Source organism: Youngiibacter fragilis 232.1 (assembly GCF_000495435.3).
Lineage (GTDB): Bacteria > Bacillota > Clostridia > Clostridiales > Clostridiaceae > Youngiibacter > Youngiibacter fragilis.
Genome location: NZ_AXUN02000212.1, coordinates 13,143 through 28,972 on the forward strand (window position 1 = coordinate 13,143; position 15,830 = coordinate 28,972).

14 protein-coding genes are annotated in these 15,830 nt (G+C 47.8%); 6 read left to right on the top strand and 8 right to left on the bottom strand.

The annotated features are described in order from the left end of the window. Window positions 1-35 precede the first annotated feature (35 nt). Window positions 36-2,702, top strand: a complete 2,667-nt coding sequence (locus tag T472_RS16245; protein ID WP_023388732.1) for a cation-translocating P-type ATPase — start codon at window positions 36-38, stop codon at window positions 2,700-2,702. 150 nt (window positions 2,703-2,852) lie between these two features. Here the strand turns inward: T472_RS16245 and T472_RS16250 are convergent, their stop codons facing one another. From T472_RS16250 to T472_RS16260, 3 genes are read right to left on the bottom strand one after another with little or no spacing between them, the layout of a single operon-like run. Further along, window positions 2,853-3,332, bottom strand: coding sequence for a free L-methionine (R)-S-oxide reductase MsrC (locus T472_RS16250; RefSeq protein ID WP_023388733.1), 480 nt, complete (start codon window positions 3,330-3,332; stop codon window positions 2,853-2,855). Between the two features lies 1 nt (window position 3,333). After that, a complete protein-coding gene (locus tag T472_RS16255; protein WP_023388734.1) occupies window positions 3,334-4,185 on the bottom strand; it encodes a CvfB family protein in 852 nt (283 codons plus the stop codon). Next, window positions 4,182-4,694, bottom strand: coding sequence for a gamma carbonic anhydrase family protein (locus T472_RS16260; protein WP_023388735.1), 513 nt, complete (start codon window positions 4,692-4,694; stop codon window positions 4,182-4,184). Before T472_RS16260 ends, T472_RS16255 begins: the two co-directional genes overlap by 4 nt. A 153-nt stretch (window positions 4,695-4,847) precedes the next feature. Here T472_RS16260 and T472_RS16265 point away from each other — a divergent pair, with 153 nt between their 5' ends. Further along, window positions 4,848-7,886, top strand: a complete 3,039-nt coding sequence (locus T472_RS16265; protein ID WP_023388736.1) for a vitamin B12-dependent ribonucleotide reductase — start codon at window positions 4,848-4,850, stop codon at window positions 7,884-7,886. A gap of 65 nt (window positions 7,887-7,951) precedes the next feature. On the opposite strand, the gene T472_RS16270 is transcribed toward T472_RS16265, so the two are convergent. After that, window positions 7,952-8,314, bottom strand: a complete 363-nt coding sequence (locus T472_RS16270) for a hypothetical protein (RefSeq protein ID WP_023388737.1) — start codon at window positions 8,312-8,314, stop codon at window positions 7,952-7,954. Window positions 8,315-8,601: 287 nt separating this feature from the next. On the opposite strand from T472_RS16270, the gene T472_RS16275 reads away from it, so the two are divergent. Both T472_RS16275 and T472_RS16280 read left to right on the top strand, forming a co-directional pair. After that, entirely contained in the window at window positions 8,602-9,069 is a 468-nt protein-coding gene (locus T472_RS16275; protein WP_023388738.1) for an Lrp/AsnC ligand binding domain-containing protein, read from the top strand. Window position 9,070: 1 nt separating this feature from the next. Next, window positions 9,071-9,835: a putative ABC transporter permease gene (locus T472_RS16280; protein WP_023388739.1), complete on the top strand. Its 765-nt coding sequence runs from the start codon at window positions 9,071-9,073 to the stop codon at window positions 9,833-9,835. 52 nt (window positions 9,836-9,887) lie between these two features. Here the strand turns inward: T472_RS16280 and T472_RS16285 are convergent, their stop codons facing one another. The 4 genes from T472_RS16285 to T472_RS16300 form a co-directional block, all read right to left on the bottom strand. Continuing rightward, window positions 9,888-10,562 carry a hypothetical protein gene (locus tag T472_RS16285; RefSeq protein ID WP_023388740.1) on the bottom strand — a complete coding sequence of 225 codons (675 nt, stop codon included), beginning with the start codon at window positions 10,560-10,562 and terminating at the stop codon, window positions 9,888-9,890. Between the two features lie 4 nt (window positions 10,563-10,566). Next, window positions 10,567-11,010 carry a MarR family winged helix-turn-helix transcriptional regulator gene (locus T472_RS16290; protein ID WP_023388741.1) on the bottom strand — a complete coding sequence of 148 codons (444 nt, stop codon included), beginning with the start codon at window positions 11,008-11,010 and terminating at the stop codon, window positions 10,567-10,569. A gap of 168 nt (window positions 11,011-11,178) precedes the next feature. Then, entirely contained in the window at window positions 11,179-12,378 is a 1,200-nt protein-coding gene (locus T472_RS16295) for an acetate/propionate family kinase (RefSeq protein WP_023388742.1), read from the bottom strand. A gap of 9 nt (window positions 12,379-12,387) precedes the next feature. After that, window positions 12,388-13,131, bottom strand: a complete 744-nt coding sequence (locus T472_RS16300) for a lysophospholipid acyltransferase family protein (protein WP_023388743.1) — start codon at window positions 13,129-13,131, stop codon at window positions 12,388-12,390. A 229-nt stretch (window positions 13,132-13,360) separates the two neighbouring features. Between T472_RS16300 and T472_RS16305 the strand changes: the two genes are divergently transcribed. Both T472_RS16305 and gltX read left to right on the top strand, forming a co-directional pair. Further along, the gene (locus T472_RS16305) at window positions 13,361-14,254 is read left to right on the top strand and encodes a ComEC/Rec2 family competence protein (protein WP_023388744.1); all 894 of its coding nucleotides are present in this window, start codon (window positions 13,361-13,363) and stop codon (window positions 14,252-14,254) included. 89 nt (window positions 14,255-14,343) lie between these two features. Further along, window positions 14,344-15,807: a glutamate--tRNA ligase gene (gene gltX / locus T472_RS16310; protein WP_023388745.1), complete on the top strand. Its 1,464-nt coding sequence runs from the start codon at window positions 14,344-14,346 to the stop codon at window positions 15,805-15,807. The last annotated feature ends 23 nt before the right edge of the window (window positions 15,808-15,830 follow it).

Sequence of the window (15,830 nt, forward strand, 5' to 3'; positions counted from 1 at the left end):
GTTATTGTCTAAATATTATTGAGAGGTGAATCAATTTGTGGTATTCAAAATCACATGAAGATGCTCTTAACGAGCTTCAGACCAATGCAGCCCTCGGGTTGTCGGATTCAGAAGTTTCCGAGAGACAGGAGAAGTACGGTCCGAACAGACTGGAAGGAAAGAAGAAGAAGTCGCTGATCTCATTGTTTTTCGGTCAGCTCCAGGATGCGCTCATCTACGTGCTGCTTGCTGCTGCGGCAGTTACAGTGCTCGTCCATGAGTATGCAGATGCGATCATCATACTCGCAGTCGTCGTCCTCAACGCCGTAATAGGGGTAGTTCAGGAAGCGAAGGCTGAGAAGGCAATCGAGGCACTCAAGAAGCTTACGACACCCCGGTCCATCGTAAGGAGGAACGGCAAGGAGGTCGAGGTGAATTCAACCGAACTTGTGCCTGGAGATATAGTGCTTCTTGATGCTGGAAGATACGTACCTGCAGACTTAAGGCTCATAACAAGCAAGAACCTGCAGATTGAGGAATCGGCGCTTACAGGAGAATCAGTACCAACCGACAAGGATGCGTCAAAGGTCCTCGCGGGAGAATCAGTTCCCCTTGGAGACCAGAACAACATGGCCTTCATGTCAACGCTAGCTACCTATGGAAGAGGTGAAGGCGTAGTAGTCAATACCGGAATGAACACGATAATAGGAAGCATCGCGAAGAGCCTTAACGAGGACGAGGAAAGCATGACTCCTCTCCAGGTAAGGCTTGATGAGCTTGGAAAGACACTCGGAAAGCTTGCGCTTGGAATAACCGCGATAATGTTCCTGGTTGGGATAGTCCAGAAGAGGCCAGTCCTTGACATGTTCCTTACAGCTATAAGCCTTGCTGTCGCTGCAATACCTGAAGGGCTCCCTGCAATAGTCGCAATCGTGCTTGCACTGGGCGTAACCAGGATGTCAAAGATAAACGCGATAGTCAGGAAGCTGCCGGCAGTAGAGACTTTAGGCTCGGTAAACATAATCTGCTCGGACAAGACTGGTACCCTTACCCAGAACAAGATGACTGTCGTAAAGTACTATACCCTTGATAATCTGGTGAACCTGGACAGGGAGGGAGATGACCTTACGGCTGGGAAGGATGCTGAACAGCTGATAAAGTCATTTGTGCTCTGCTCCGATGCAACCAGCAACGGAAACGAATCGACTGGAGACCCTACTGAAGTTGCGCTGATAGTGCTCGGAAACAGGCACAGGATGTTCAAGGACGGCCTGAACAGTGAGTTCGCGAGAGTAAATGAGAAGCCATTTGATTCAGACAGAAAGCTTATGTCTACCCTCAACAAGGAAGGGACAGGCTACAGGGTACATACGAAGGGTGCAATAGACAACATACTCAAGATCTCCAGGAACATCCTCGTTGAAGGAAAGGTAATGACCCTGACAGATGAGATGAAGTACCAGATACTCAAGGAAAGCGAGAGCATGTCAAACCAGGCTCTCAGGGTACTTGGAGTGGCATACAAGGACGTGGACAGCCTTATCGGGCCTGAAGAGATGGAAGCAGGACTTACGGTCCTTGGTTTCGTAGGAATGATCGACCCTCCAAGGCTTGAGGTCAAGGATTCCATAGCTGCTGCTAAGGGTGCCGGAATAACAAGCATAATGATCACAGGCGACCACAAGAACACTGCAGTCGCCATAGCAAAGGAACTGGGAATTGCCGAGAAGCTTGACGAGGCGCTCACAGGAGCAGAAATCGACGAGCTAGATGATAAGGCTTTCGCTGAAAGCATAAACAACTACAGGGTATTCGCAAGGGTCTCCCCTGAGCACAAGGTGAAGATAGTCAAGGCATACAAGGCTCATGGGAACATAGTCTCCATGACTGGTGACGGAGTTAACGACGCACCATCACTGAAGCATGCGGACATCGGAGTTGCCATGGGAATCACAGGAACTGATGTCTCAAAGGGCGCAGCCGACATGATCCTTACTGACGACAACTTCACAACGATAGTTTCAGCGATAGAGGAAGGCAGGAACATATACAACAACATCAAGAAGGCGGTCATATTCCTCCTCTCCTGCAACCTTGGAGAGATTGTCGCCATATTCATGTCAGTCCTGTTCTCATTCGCGATACCTCTGCTTCCTACCCAGATACTCTGGGTAAACCTTGTTACTGATACCCTTCCTGCTATCTCGCTTGGTGTGGATCCAGGAGACCATGACGTGATGCTCAAGAAGCCGAGAGACCCTAAGGAGAGCTTCTTCGCAGGCGGAGCGGCGGTGAGGGCTCTCATAGGAGGTATACTCATAGGTTCACTTACCCTGTTCGCATTCTATTTCGGACTGAAGGAGCGAGGGGTCTCCATATGGGATTCCGCAACAGCATCCGACGATGTCCTGATGTATGCAAGGACGATGGCTTTCGTAGTGCTTTCAACTACCCAGCTTTTCTATGCCCTCAGCATGAGGAGCGCAACAAAATCGATACTTCAGGTAGGACTTTTCACAAACAAATATCTCATATTGTCGATATTCGTGGGAATCCTCCTGCAGCTCGGAGTCATATCGATACCTCCGCTTGCAGCTGCATTCAAGGTGCATAACCTGCCGTTCGGAGATTGGGTGCTCGTAGTCTGCCTGTCGATAATACCGCTTATAGTCAATGAGCTTATAAAGCTGTTCAGACGAATGGGCGGAGCTGACGACGACTAGAAGCTGAAATGCAAAGCAGATCAAAATAATATTATGCAAATGAAATGGGCAGCTGCCGGATCATCCGGCGGCTGCCCATTTCTCATCAGAACCATTGAAAATAATGTATTAAACCAACTTGAGACAACTTTAACCCGTCAATTGAACCTGTTAAAGTGAATTACCAATGAGCTCAGCTATTTCCACGACATATCCCATCTCCAGCTCAGTGAACCTTGCAAGGCTTGGGCTGTCAAGGTCAATGACCCCGAAGACCTCTCCGCTGAAAAATATCGGCACTACAAGCTCAGACCTGGACGCAGAATCGCAGGCTATATGGTTCTCGATCGCGTGGACATCATCCACCAGCATCGGTTTCCCCGCTGCAGCAGCGGTACCGCATACGCCTTCGCCTGGCTTTATCCTGACGCAGGCTGGCTTGCCCTGGAAGGGTCCGAGCACCAGCTCCCCTTCCTTCATAAGGTAGAAGCCTGCCCAGTTGAGGTCATCCATTGATTCCATGAGTATTGCGCTTATGTTTGAGAGGTTTGCCACAAGGTCCTTCTCCTTTCCAAGCTGGCTCTTCACGAACAGCCTGGCGGTCTTCAGCCTTGCCTCCCTGTCGGGGGTCTTTTCGAATACAAAATCCATGTTATTTCTCCTTCAGATGTGTTCCCTTTTCGTCCTGCTCAATAAGCCCCTTCTTCATGAGATTGCCGAGTGCGATCTTGAAGTAGTTCTTGCTGCTTGCAAATGCAGAGCTTATCTCTTCAGGTGTCGACTTGTCGTTATAGGGCATTGAGCCGCCATGAAACTTCAAGTACGACATTATCTTATCGGAAAGCTCTTCCTTAGCCTCAACCATCTTCTTCCTAGGTGTGAAGCCTATCCTTCCGTCCTCGTATATCTTCTTGACCGTGCCCTCCACTATTTCTCCCGGAAGTATCCTGGTGAAGTACTCTGTCTTCAGGACTACCGCCCTGTACCTGTTGTCGAGAGCTACCATAAGCGAGTCGTTTGTCTGCTTCCCGTAGACCACTCCCCTCACCTCGTCACCCATCTTGTAGGTTCCCTCTTCAGCATTTTCAAGGTACCTGTCAACCTCGGTGCTTGCAGCGAGCCTTCCTGTCTTGTCCTCATAAAGGAATACGAGATAACTGCTTTCCTTAAGCATCGGATACTTCTGTTCTCTCTTAGGCACGAGAATGTCCCTCTCAAGTCCGAAATCCACGAATGCTCCGAATTCTGAAACTCCGCTGACCCTGAGGTATGCCAGCTCGTTGACCTTCGCCAGCGGCTTCTTCATTGTCGCTATGAGCCTGTCCTTGGAGTCCTTATAGATGAAGACAGTGACAATGTCTCCTATCTGAGGTTTGTCGCCGGTTATGCTTCCTGTAGGCAGCAGGATGTCGTCTGATGAGTTTCCGGTCCCTGCATCGAGGTAGAGGCCGAAGGACGCCGTCCTTTTGACGGCCAGTTCATTGTAATCTCCGAATCTTATCATTTTGCGTCTCCCTTGTGCATTGCGGTAAACTCTTTGTAATGTTCCGCCGCATGCAGTATATATTCGATATCCTTGTCTTCACATTTTCTGAGGAATCTTGCGGGCCTGCCGACCCATACCTCCTTATCAGGTACCACTGTCCCCTTCGTAACCAGGCTTCCCGCACCGATGATGCAGAACCTTCCTATCACTGCCTTGTCCAGTATTGTTGAATCCATTCCCACAAGAGTGTCATCCATTATGGTGCAGCCGTGTATAGTGCACCTGTGACCGATGGATACGTTTCTCCCGATAGTTGTCAGTCCTCCCATGCTTACATGGACTAGTGTCAGGTCCTGGATGTTTGTCATGTCACCTATTGATATGGGACCTGTGTCCCCTCTCAGTACGGACCCGTACCAGACCGAGGCTCCTCTGCCAAGCGTGACATCGCCGATTATCATCGCATTCTCAGCAACAAACGAATCTTCATTGACCTGAGGGACCTTTTCTCCCAAAGCTTTTATCAACTGTTTATCTCCTCTTTGAACAAAGCGTCATCAGACGTTGTCAGGTTTACTGTTTGTTCATAATGTAAATCAATATGTAGTGTGTTTACAGCTTGCTTGTAACTATATGTAGTATTATACTGGTACTATCGAGTCAATTCAAGGAGGTACGAAATGAGCAAACTAAAACAACTGTTCAAGCGTTATTATACTAAAGAGCTTGAAAATAATAAAGAAAAAACGGTTTATGACCTGTTTGACTGGGAAAAGAGGGATGTTCTCCTCAAGGACTACAAGTCCGGCAGGATATTGACAGAGATGAGGGACCTGGAATTCCCTTCCTTCTATTCACAGAATGCAGTTGATATCATAGCTTCAAAGTACTTCAGGAAAGCCGGAGTCCCGGGCGAATTGGGATACGAGAATTCAATGAGGCAGGTTGCTCACAGGATGGTAAGCTTCTGGGCCGATGCTCTCGTAGATGACGGTCTTATCGACACAGACGAGGACAGGAGCATATTCTATGATGAGATGGTCTATGGACTGCTTAACCAGATGTACGCACCAAACTCGCCTCAGTGGTTCAACACAGGACTGAAGCAGAGCTATGGCATTTCAGGAGGAAAGAACGACCTGTTTTATTTCGACCCTGTCGAGAGGAAGGTAGTGCTGTCGGAAGATAGTTATTCAAGGACCCAGGCATCGGCCTGCTTCATATTGTCTGTCGAAGACAAGCTTCTTGGAAGCCATTCGATCTCAGAGCAGTATGTGACTGAAACAAAGCTATTCAAGGGAGGCTCTGGAACAGGAACAAACTTCTCCGCAATCCGTGGAGTCGGCGAAAAGCTTTCAGGAGGCGGAGTATCATCAGGCCTCATGAGCTTCCTCAAGGGCCTTGACAGGAATGCCGGAGCTATCAAGTCAGGCGGAACGACAAGAAGGGCCGCAAAGATGGTGTGTCTCGACATTGACCATCCAGAGATTGAAACCTTCATAATGTGGAAGGCAAAGGAAGAGGATAAGGTTCGTGCGCTGGCCAAGATGGGATATGATGCTGATATGGATGGAGAGGCCTATGAAACGGTTTCCGGCCAGAATTCCAATAACTCCGTAAGGCTCACTGACGAGTTCATGGACAAGGTAATGGCCTTGAGGAACGACCCTGACCAGGAAATAACACTTCGTGGCAGAATGGATGAGAGAGTCAACAGGAACGTGAAGGTAAAGGACCTGTGGGACAAGTTCAATGAAGCGGCATGGAAATCAGCCGATCCAGCACCTCAGTTCACAGACACATTCAATGCATGGCATACATGCCCTGCAGGTGAGGATGGAGAGATAGGCGCTCACCATAACAGGCTTAACTCAACGAACCCTTGTGGTGAATATGCCTTCCTTGATGACACCAGCTGCAACCTTGCATCAATCAACCTTTACAAGTTCTACGACGCTGATACCAACAGGTTCGATGTCGAAGGCTATTCGCACATCATAGGTCTTTCCCAGCTTCTCCTTGAAGGGTCGATCCAGTGGGGACAGTTCCCTACAGAGGACATAGCCAGGAAGACATACATGTTCAGGACCACAGGGCTTGGTATAGCAAACCTTGCATCACTCCTCATGGCTCTTGGGATGCCGTATGATTCGGATGAGGCAAGGACACTTGCTGCAGCCCTGACAGGCATGATAACTGGAAAGAGCTATGCAGTAAGTGCCATGATGGCCGAAAAGGTCGGTCCATTCGAGAAGTTTGAGCTTAACAGACCATATATGCTGAGGGTCATAAGGAACCACGCAAGGGTTGCCGGAGCTCTCGACAGCGAGTATGAAGGGCTCCACTATATCCCCTACTCCGTCGACCACGAGAAGCTGGAAGCTCTTGGCCAGGAAGGTCTGTCAGAGACACTGAAGTCAGTCTGGACTGATGCCCTCAGTCTCGGAGAGGACCATGGATACAGGAATGCCCAGGTATCGGTAATCGCTCCGACTGGGACCATATCGTTTGCCATGGACTGCGCCGCAACAAGCCTTGAACCTTTCTTCTCACATGTGGTGTACAAGAAGCTTGTAGGCGGAGGCTTCATGACCATTGCCAACCCAATCATTTCAGTTGCCCTCAAAAACCTTGGATACTCTCCTGAAGAGACAGAGGATATAATGGCGTATATCGGCGCTGAGGAAAACGGAATGGTGAAGGACGGCAAGATCGAAGGGGCGCCGCACCTCAAGGAGGAACATTATCCCATATTTGACACCGCCAATACCTGTGGAACAGGAAAGAGGTACATACACCACATGGGACATGTCCTTATGGTGGCAGCACTCACCCCACTGGTCTCTGGAGCAATATCGAAGACAGTCAACCTTCCTAGGGAAGCAACCGTCGAGGACTTCAAGGATGTAGTCGTGCTTTCCTGGAAAACAGGTGTAAAGGGAATATCCCTCTACAGGGACGGCTCAAAGTATGCACAGCCTCTCAATACAAGGCTTGATGCCGAGGTAAGGAACCTTGACCTGGAAAACCTTACATATGATGCGCTGCTTAAGTTCGCAAAAGAGGCCCAGAAGAAAGAATCAGCTCCGGCGCAGACATCAGTAAGGGAGAAGATGAAAGGCATCAGGGCCGGACATACCCACCCTGCACAGATCGAGGACGTCAAGATATATACTACTGTTAACCGAAATGAGCGCGGCGAGATTTCAGAGATATACATAACCACTGACAGGGAAGGAACCCTCATAACCGGACTCCTCAATTCCCTCTCGAAGACCATCTCGGTAATGCTCCAGTACCACATTCCACCCAAGGACATCTCCAGGATGCTTAGGGGTCAGAAGTACGAACCATATGGATTCGTATCAAAGCACCCATATATAAAGAACGTGACTTCAATATCTGATCTGATATCCAAGGTCATAGACCTCGAACTTGGTGACTTCTCCAGGGTCCAGGTAAAGCCTGAAGCTGATGACCTCATCAACAGACCACTGAAGAACGTTGCAAGGATAGTCATGAAAAGCGAGGAAAGTCCGAAGAAGGAAGATTCAAAGCCAGTCCTTAAACTGGAAACACAGACTGTGATCAAGGATGCTGAAAAGAATGGCGAAAAACTGTATGATTCAGTATGTCCGAACTGCTCAAGCACCAGAATGGTAAGAAACGGGACATGCAAGGTATGCCTTGACTGCGGATCTACAACCGGATGTTCATAAGACGCAATAAAGAGGGAAGCTTCAGCTTCCCTCTTTATTGTTAAGTCATTTGACTACAGTCTGTGCTATTTTTTCTTTTTCTTCGTGCTTTCGAAGAATTCCTTGTCCGCGTACTTGGCCCTGTTTGGCTTGGCTTTTGGCTTGATGACCTGTTTCTTCTGGTCAGATGGCCTCTTTCCTCCAAGACCTGCAAGGTCAGCGAACCAGAGGAAGAAGAACACGAAGATGGTAGTTGGCAGATACTGCAGCAGCAGGTTGTCTGTAATGGCCGGCACTGCCATGCCTGCCACAAGGAACAATACTGCGAGTCCAAGCACTATCCACTTGTTGATGCTGAGCTTTGAAAGGAAGTACTTGTTAAGTACCGTGTACAGCATGTAGATCGCTATGGATATCAGAAAAATGTTAAGTAAACTGTTCCAATCCAAAATGATTCCTCCTAAAAAAGTCTACACTCATTGTATTTGATGTCCGTACAATAATCAAGCCAAGTTAATGCACTAAATTTTTCGCGATTTTTCTCTGAAAAAAACCGGGACTTAGCGTCAGCATTCCGGAAATAGCATGAACGGGCGTACGGATTCAAGCCTGCAACAGGCAGATGATAAGGTTTTCTGTGTAAATTCATCAAAATTAGAATAAATTTTTACGATATTATTATTTATTTTTCCAATTTTTGTTATAATAAAACATATACATAAGTTGGGGGTGCCATATGACAATCAATGCTACAATACATCTGGACGAGCTTGACCTGCAGATCCTGGACATCCTGATCAAGGATGCCAGAACTCCTTATCTTGAGATAGCGAGGGTCTGCCATGTCTCAGGTGGAACAATACACGTAAGGATGAAGAAGATGGAAGACCTTGGTATTATCCGAGGAACCAAGATCCTTCTTGATATGCCAAAACTCGGATATGACGTTTGCTGTTTCGTGGGCATATATCTGGACAAAGCTTCATCATTCTCAGCTGCAATTGAGGAACTGACAAATATCAAGGAGATTGTTGAACTTCACTATACTACAGGAGAATACACCATATTCTCTAAGGTAATATGCAAGAACATTGCACATCTGCAGGATGTTCTTCTGAACAGCATCAATGTCATCAAGGGAGTCCAGAGGACGGATACCCTGATCTCACTTTCGCAGCCCATAGACAGGAACGTGCAGCTGTAAGATGGGCACAAGTATCCATGTCCTGATCCTCTTGTTCCTGCTGTATTCTGCAATGGGCTGGATGCTGGAGGTCGCATTCCATTTCTATAAAAAAAGGCGATTTGTTAACAGAGGGTTCCTGAAGGGACCCTTCTGCCCTATCTATGGAACTGGAGCAATCCTCATGCTTGTTGCGGTAGGCCCATACAGGGAATATCCGGTTGTGTTCGCACTGGGAGCCTTCATAGTGCCGACATTACTCGAGCTTGTGGTCGGCGTTGTCCTCATGAGGCTTTTCAAGGCAAGATGGTGGAACTATTCAGGGTGCAGGTTCAACTACAAAGGGTTCATATGCGCAAGGTTCTCGCTGATGTGGGGTATGTTCTCATATGTTTTCATAGGCTGGCTCAATCCGATAGCAGAATCGATGATAGCATCCCTTCCTTCAGACCTCACAAGGCTTTCAGCCGTCATGCTCTTCAGCCTGTTTGCCGTGGATACTGTGTTCACAGTCTACAAGCTGATTGACTTCAAGGCAGGTTTGGAGGCTGTGAAGCTTGAGAAGGATGAAATACTCCTTATGCTGGCTGCAAAAAAAGACAAGGCAGAGAATGCGATGAGGACAAAGGTGAAGTTCTACAACAACCACCTGGACCAGTTCATAATGCGTCAGAAGAGATTCATAGACTCATATCCTGAACTGACTTCCGCATACTTCAAGGACGTTCTGGAGGACATAAGGGACAATGTCAGCAAGGTAAAGGAAAAGATAAGGAATATAAGGTAAGAAGACCTGGGTTCAAAATACTCAGGTCTTCTCGGTATTCCGGATTATTTTCTCATGCCTTCTCAAGATGATATTGCCCAAGCTGACCATAGCCCGTGAAGACAATGTATAAATACGCGATGGTCTTGGGGACCATAAGGACCCCCACAAGAGGTGCCGTGCCTGCGAAAAGGACCACCGGCACATAAAAGAGGAAGGAAAAGAAGACTCCGTACGAAAGATTAATGGCATCCCGGTCATTTGACCTCTTCCCTGAAGAATGAAGCAAATACATTATTATAGCCCCAAGAACTGCGAACGGGATGTTCCTCAGTATCCCATAGAACAGTGAGGGCTCCGGAGACAGCCAGCCGTTTCCGGGAAAAAGGCACAGGACTACCCTTACAGCAGCGAGCAGGTAAATCGACAGGTCCAGTCCGTTTGCTGGTTTTGTCCGAAATCGCTCCTTCCAGACCTCATAGAGGATTACATAGAAGATTGTCATCGTAATCGAGGTTATGAACTTTCCTGCACCGAGGATCGCATAGTTTTCAGCAAGACCTGTTGTAAGAAGGGCGTAGACCCTTGGTATCAGATGGAATGAGTCGCCGAACCCAAGTATTACGGCCATGGACCCGAACAGAATGAAATACCTTCTTCCCTCATAGAGCCTGATCATCTGGATTCCAAGAGCGATTACAGTGATGAGGTAAGCGGCATGGAAGAAAGGTTCGAATATCTTCTGCATTTTGTTACTCCTTTTTACTCTTCTTTAACATTGAAACAAGCTTTCTGAGTGAGTCCTCTATTTCCGCAAGGTCCTTGTCAGATGAATCGATGAAAATCCCGTCGAAGCTTCTTGTCATCTGGTCCCGAAATTCCAGGGCAAAATCACTACCTTTGGAAGTGAACCGGATATATGTGTTCCTCAGGTCTTCCTCATTCTTGTACTTCTCTATGTATCCCCTTTCCGCAAGCCTTGTCAGGATCCCTGATACAGTACCCTTTGAAAGGCTCATGTGCCTGCAAATGTCAGATACTGTCATGGCACCATTGTGTGCAATAAGTTTCACCACGATCACCTGCTGATGAGTAAGGCCGCTCTCACTCAGGCATTCGTCTACTGAATGCATTGACAGTGAGTAAATCTCCCTTATGAGCATCGCCAGCCTGAATGAATCCGCACGTCTATCCATGTGTCCTACCCCTTTCCTTATTCCTCAGCGTCTCATATGATAATGGTTTGCATGCGAACAATATACCATCACCTGCATTGAGTGTCAACAGAATTTTTACAATACTGCCTGATACCGGAGTCAGTGCAGGCAATGAAATCCCCGGACAATATGTCCGGGGATTTCATCCTATTTTTCAGCTGCAAGATGGTACGTGTCTTCAGCTATTATCTTCTCTTCATTGGCATATGTCACTAGGATCCTGACCTTTGAACTGTCGGTGCTTATGATGCCCTCGCCTTTTAGCGCCTTGTTCTTCTCCCTGTCAAGCTCAATACCCATGAATTCAAGCCCTTCGCATACCTTCTCCCTGATATACCAGGCATTTTCACCGACACCTCCTGAAAAGGCCAGAATGTCGGTTCCCCCGAGTATTGCAGAATATGCGCCCACGTATTTCCTGAACCTGTGGCACACGGCCTCTATGGTTGCTTCTGCCCTTTTGTCTCCCCTGTCGGCAGCCTCCCTGATCTCCCTCATGTCGTTGCTTATGCCAGACATTCCCTTCCAGCCGCTCTTCTTGTTGATCATGTCATCAGCCTCGTCTACGGACATGCCTTCCTTCCGCATGATATAAAGTACGGCGGCGGTATCCACATCACCGGTCCTTGTGGACTGTATCAGGCCTTCATGGGGAGTGAAGCCAGTGGAAACCTCAACTGACCTGCCGTAGCTGACTGCATTTGCTGTAGTGCCGCTTCCAAGCATGAGGTTTACTATCCTGAAAGATTCGAATTGCTTGCCGAGCAGCTTTTCCAGCCCTTCAGCCATGCTCCTGAAGGCAATTCCATGGAAACCGTACCTCCTTATCCCGTATCTTTCACGGTATTCATACGGCAACCCGTAGAGATAGGCTGATTCGGGAAGAGTGCTGTGAAAGCCGTTATCGAACACAGCAACCTGAAGGACTTCAGGAAGCAGCTTCCTTACTGCATAAATGCCGGCAAGATGATTTGGATTGTGGAGAGGCGCAAGGTCCTTGATCTCCTCGATGTCCCTTATCACAGCTTCATCGATGACAACGGAGACGTTTCTCCTGTCACCCCCCTGGACCACGCGGTGTCCCACTGCACCTATATCCTCCTTTGAAAGGCCGAGACCCTCCTCCTTGCTGAAGAGTGAATGAAGGATCAGGTCAATGCCTTCCTCATGGTTCTTCACTGGAACTATGTGGAGGTCTTCCTTTCCTTCGCCGGCGCCGAACTTGAACTCGGCATCCTCGTAACCGATCCTCCCAATTCCGCCTTTGGCAGCTATGGTGTATCCAGGCATATCAACGACCTGGAACTTTATTGATGAACTTCCGCAATTCAAAACGAGTATCTTCATATCTTCCCCCTATTCATATCCATGAAGTGCCTTAAGCCTGTCCAGTTCATTCTGGATCCTTGCCTTAACCAGGTCATCGATGTTCTTTCTCTCATCCTCAGTCAGCTTATCGGGATAAATCGGATCCAGATAAGTGAGGTATACATCAACACCAGTTTGAATCTTCCCAGTTGCCTCGAAAATTTTGAAGGTATTGTCTATAGCAAGGGGAATTATAGGACAACCGGTCTTCTGAGCTACCTTGAAACTGCCTTTATGGAACTCTCCCATGGTATGGCTCTTGCTCCTCGTACCTTCAGGATAGATAAGGACATCGTTACCCTTCTTGATGTATTCTATTGCCTGAAGTATGACCTTAAGCCCTTCCCTGGAATTATCCCTGTCCAGGAAGAGTGTCTCAAAGGATCCGGCAATTATTTCAGCGAACGGGATCTTCGTCATCTCCATCTTCGCTATGTAGGTCTCCTTCCTTTCCCCCCTGAGCGCAAGCATTGTGTATGGGTCGAAGTACGACTGATGGTTACCCATATACAGCACGGGTTCCTTCGGGACGTTTTCCCTTCCCTGGATATGGAGATTGACCTTGAAGATCTTAATTGCCTCCCTCGCGTGCTGGTTCCCTACCCTGGTTGCATACCAGTATAGTTTGTCCTTGTCCCCTTTCCTGATCAGCTGTCTGATCTTTATTGTCTTTGGTATCATCTTCATGTATGAGATGACAAATCTTGCCTTTAGCAACAAATCAAAACTCATTATCCTACTCCATTCACTTAATAGTTACCCATTAATTATATACCAACCAGAGCACTCCGTACAAACTGGAATGATCATCTGGAGGCTGTGGCTGCAGCGAGAACTAAAGAATTTACAAAAGCGGTCAGATTTCCAGTGATATCTGCGTAAAATGACGTGGATTTTGGCATAATGTGGATATGACAGCAGTATTTTGGTAAACTGTAGATATGGAAACGAGGTGTCTTTGTTGAAGAAGAGAGCATATGCGCCTGTAGCGCTATTCATAATATTTCTTACGGGTATCTTTGGTATGTATTTTCTCCTTGAGAACGGCATACTCGGGACTACAAAGGTAAGCAGCGTCGAGCTCATAGAAAGGGTCAAGGATCCGGTAAAGGTTCATTTCATCGATGTAGGTATGGGGGACTCCATTTTCATAGAGGTCAGGGATGTCAACATACTGATAGATGCTGGACCAAAGGAAAACGCAATGAGGGTTGTATCATACCTTAAGGCTTTCGGTGTTGAAAAGCTTGACTTCATATTCCTTTCACACATACATGAGGACCACATGGGCGGTATGGCTGAGGTGATAAGGAACTTTGATGTGGGGAAGTTCTATGCGTCAGACAAGGAGATTGCAACCAGAAGCTATGAAAACATGATAGGTGCCCTGGCTGAAAAAGGTGTGCCTGTTACCGAATCGAAGGCAGGTGTTACACTTACATTCGATGAAAATATCACACTGTCGCTTCTTTCTCCGAATTCACTGGAATACATCAATCCTAACAACTATTCCCCTGTAACGAAGCTAAGCTACGGCCAGACAGCCTTCCTGTTCACAGGAGATGCGGAAAGCACTATCGAGCAGGAGATAATAAGGAGAGGACTTAACATCAAGGCTGATGTATTCAAGGCAGCCCACCACGGCAGCACCACCTCCAACACGAGAAGTTTCCTTGAAAGAGTGGATCCTGACTATGTGGTGGTTACATCAGAGGAAGGCAATGACTTCAACCTGCCCGATGAGACCATCATGAGCCTGTTCACAGATCTGGGAAGCAAGGTGCTGATGACTGAAGAGCTGGGATCCATAACCTTTTCCTCAGACGGAAGAGAAGTAAGGCTACTAAATCATTGACACCATTTCACCTGATAGTATAATTAATTGAGAGAGAATGAAGAAGTTTCGGGATCACCGGAGCTTCTTCAATCACGAAGGAGGAAAACATGACCAGGATAAGGACCAGATTCGCACCAAGCCCTACAGGATACATGCATGTCGGCAACCTGAGGACCGCATTGTATGCCTATCTGATTGCGAAGCACGAGGACGGGGATTTCATACTGAGGATAGAGGATACTGACCAGGAAAGATATGTGGAAGGTGCAGTAGAGGTGATCTATGACACTCTTAAGGCAACAGGCCTTTCCCATGATGAAGGTCCTGATGTCGGAGGGCCTGTCGGTCCCTACGTCCAGAGCGAGAGAAAGCCGATATACCTTGAACATGCAAAAAATCTCATCGAGAAGAAGGAAGCCTACTATTGCTTCTGCACCAAGGAGAGGCTTGACCTCCTAAGAGAGAACGCTGAAGCACTTAAGAAGCCCTTCAGGTATGACAAGCACTGCGCACATCTTTCAAAGGAAGAGGTCGAAAGTAACCTTGAGAGTGGAATGCCATATGTAATAAGGCAGGACAACCCTTCCGAAGGTGAGACTAAGTTTGAGGATGTCATATACGGAACTATTGCTGTAAGCAACGAGGAGCTGGAGGATATGGTCCTCATCAAGAGCGACGGACTGCCTACATACAACTTCGCAAACGTGGTAGATGACCACCTGATGGGGATAACACACGTTGTCAGAGGCAGCGAGTACCTTGCATCATCGCCGAAGTACAACAGGCTTTACGAAGCTTTCGGCTGGGAGGTCCCAATATATGTCCACTGCCCACCGATCATGAAGGATGCCCAGAACAAGCTTTCAAAGAGGAATGGAGATGCTTCATACCAGGACCTCATGGCAAAAGGCTACCTAAGTGATGCGGTTCTGAACTATATCTCACTGCTCGGATGGAATCCGGGAACGAACCAGGAGATATTCACACTGGATGAGCTTAAGGAAGTCTTCAACTACAAGAACATAGGAAAATCCCCAGCCATCTTCGACCCTGAAAAGCTCAGATGGATGAATGGAGAGTATATCAAGGCGATGCCGCTTGAGAGGTTCCATGAGCTTGCTCTGCCCTACATCAGGGAAGACATCATGGATAAAAAGCTTGATACTATGAAGATCGCCGCACTCCTGCATACCAGGACTGAGGTGCTGGGTGAAATTAAGGGTCAGCTCGATTTCCTGTATGAGCTGCCTGAATATTCTACAGACATATACACCCACAAGAAGATGAAGACAGATGCAGCAGTGTCGCTGGCATCACTGAGAAGGCTTCTTCCCCTCCTCGAGTCCATAGGTGAATACGAATGGACCCTCTCAAGGCTTCACGATTCAGTGATGGCCCTTGTGACAGACATGGGAGTAAAGAACGGACAGGTGCTGTGGCCGTTAAGGACCGCCCTCACAGGCAAGCAGTTCACTCCAGGAGGCGCCTTCGAGGCAGCTGAGATACTTGGAAGGGATGAATCGATTAAACGTGTTGCAAAGGGCATAGAGCTCCTGGAAGCATTGGCATAGACAAAGGTGCTGTTGCAAATCTA

What these genes read in the sequence shown, in the direction of transcription:
- T472_RS16255 (WP_023388734.1), bottom strand. Translation starts at nt 4,185, where the DNA reads ATGATAAGATTCGGAGATTACAATGAACTGGCCGTCAAAAGGACGGCG.
- T472_RS16300 (WP_023388743.1), bottom strand. Translation starts at nt 13,131, where the DNA reads ATGAGTTTTGATTTGTTGCTAAAGGCAAGATTTGTCATCTCATACATG.
- T472_RS16290 (WP_023388741.1), bottom strand. Translation starts at nt 11,010, where the DNA reads ATGGATAGACGTGCGGATTCATTCAGGCTGGCGATGCTCATAAGGGAG.
- T472_RS16265 (WP_023388736.1), top strand. Translation starts at nt 4,848, where the DNA reads ATGAGCAAACTAAAACAACTGTTCAAGCGTTATTATACTAAAGAGCTT.
- T472_RS16280 (WP_023388739.1), top strand. Translation starts at nt 9,071, where the DNA reads ATGGGCACAAGTATCCATGTCCTGATCCTCTTGTTCCTGCTGTATTCT.
- gltX (WP_023388745.1), top strand. Translation starts at nt 14,344, where the DNA reads ATGACCAGGATAAGGACCAGATTCGCACCAAGCCCTACAGGATACATG.
- T472_RS16295 (WP_023388742.1), bottom strand. Translation starts at nt 12,378, where the DNA reads ATGAAGATACTCGTTTTGAATTGCGGAAGTTCATCAATAAAGTTCCAG.
- T472_RS16285 (WP_023388740.1), bottom strand. Translation starts at nt 10,562, where the DNA reads ATGCAGAAGATATTCGAACCTTTCTTCCATGCCGCTTACCTCATCACT.
- T472_RS16275 (WP_023388738.1), top strand. Translation starts at nt 8,602, where the DNA reads ATGACAATCAATGCTACAATACATCTGGACGAGCTTGACCTGCAGATC.
- T472_RS16250 (WP_023388733.1), bottom strand. Translation starts at nt 3,332, where the DNA reads ATGGATTTTGTATTCGAAAAGACCCCCGACAGGGAGGCAAGGCTGAAG.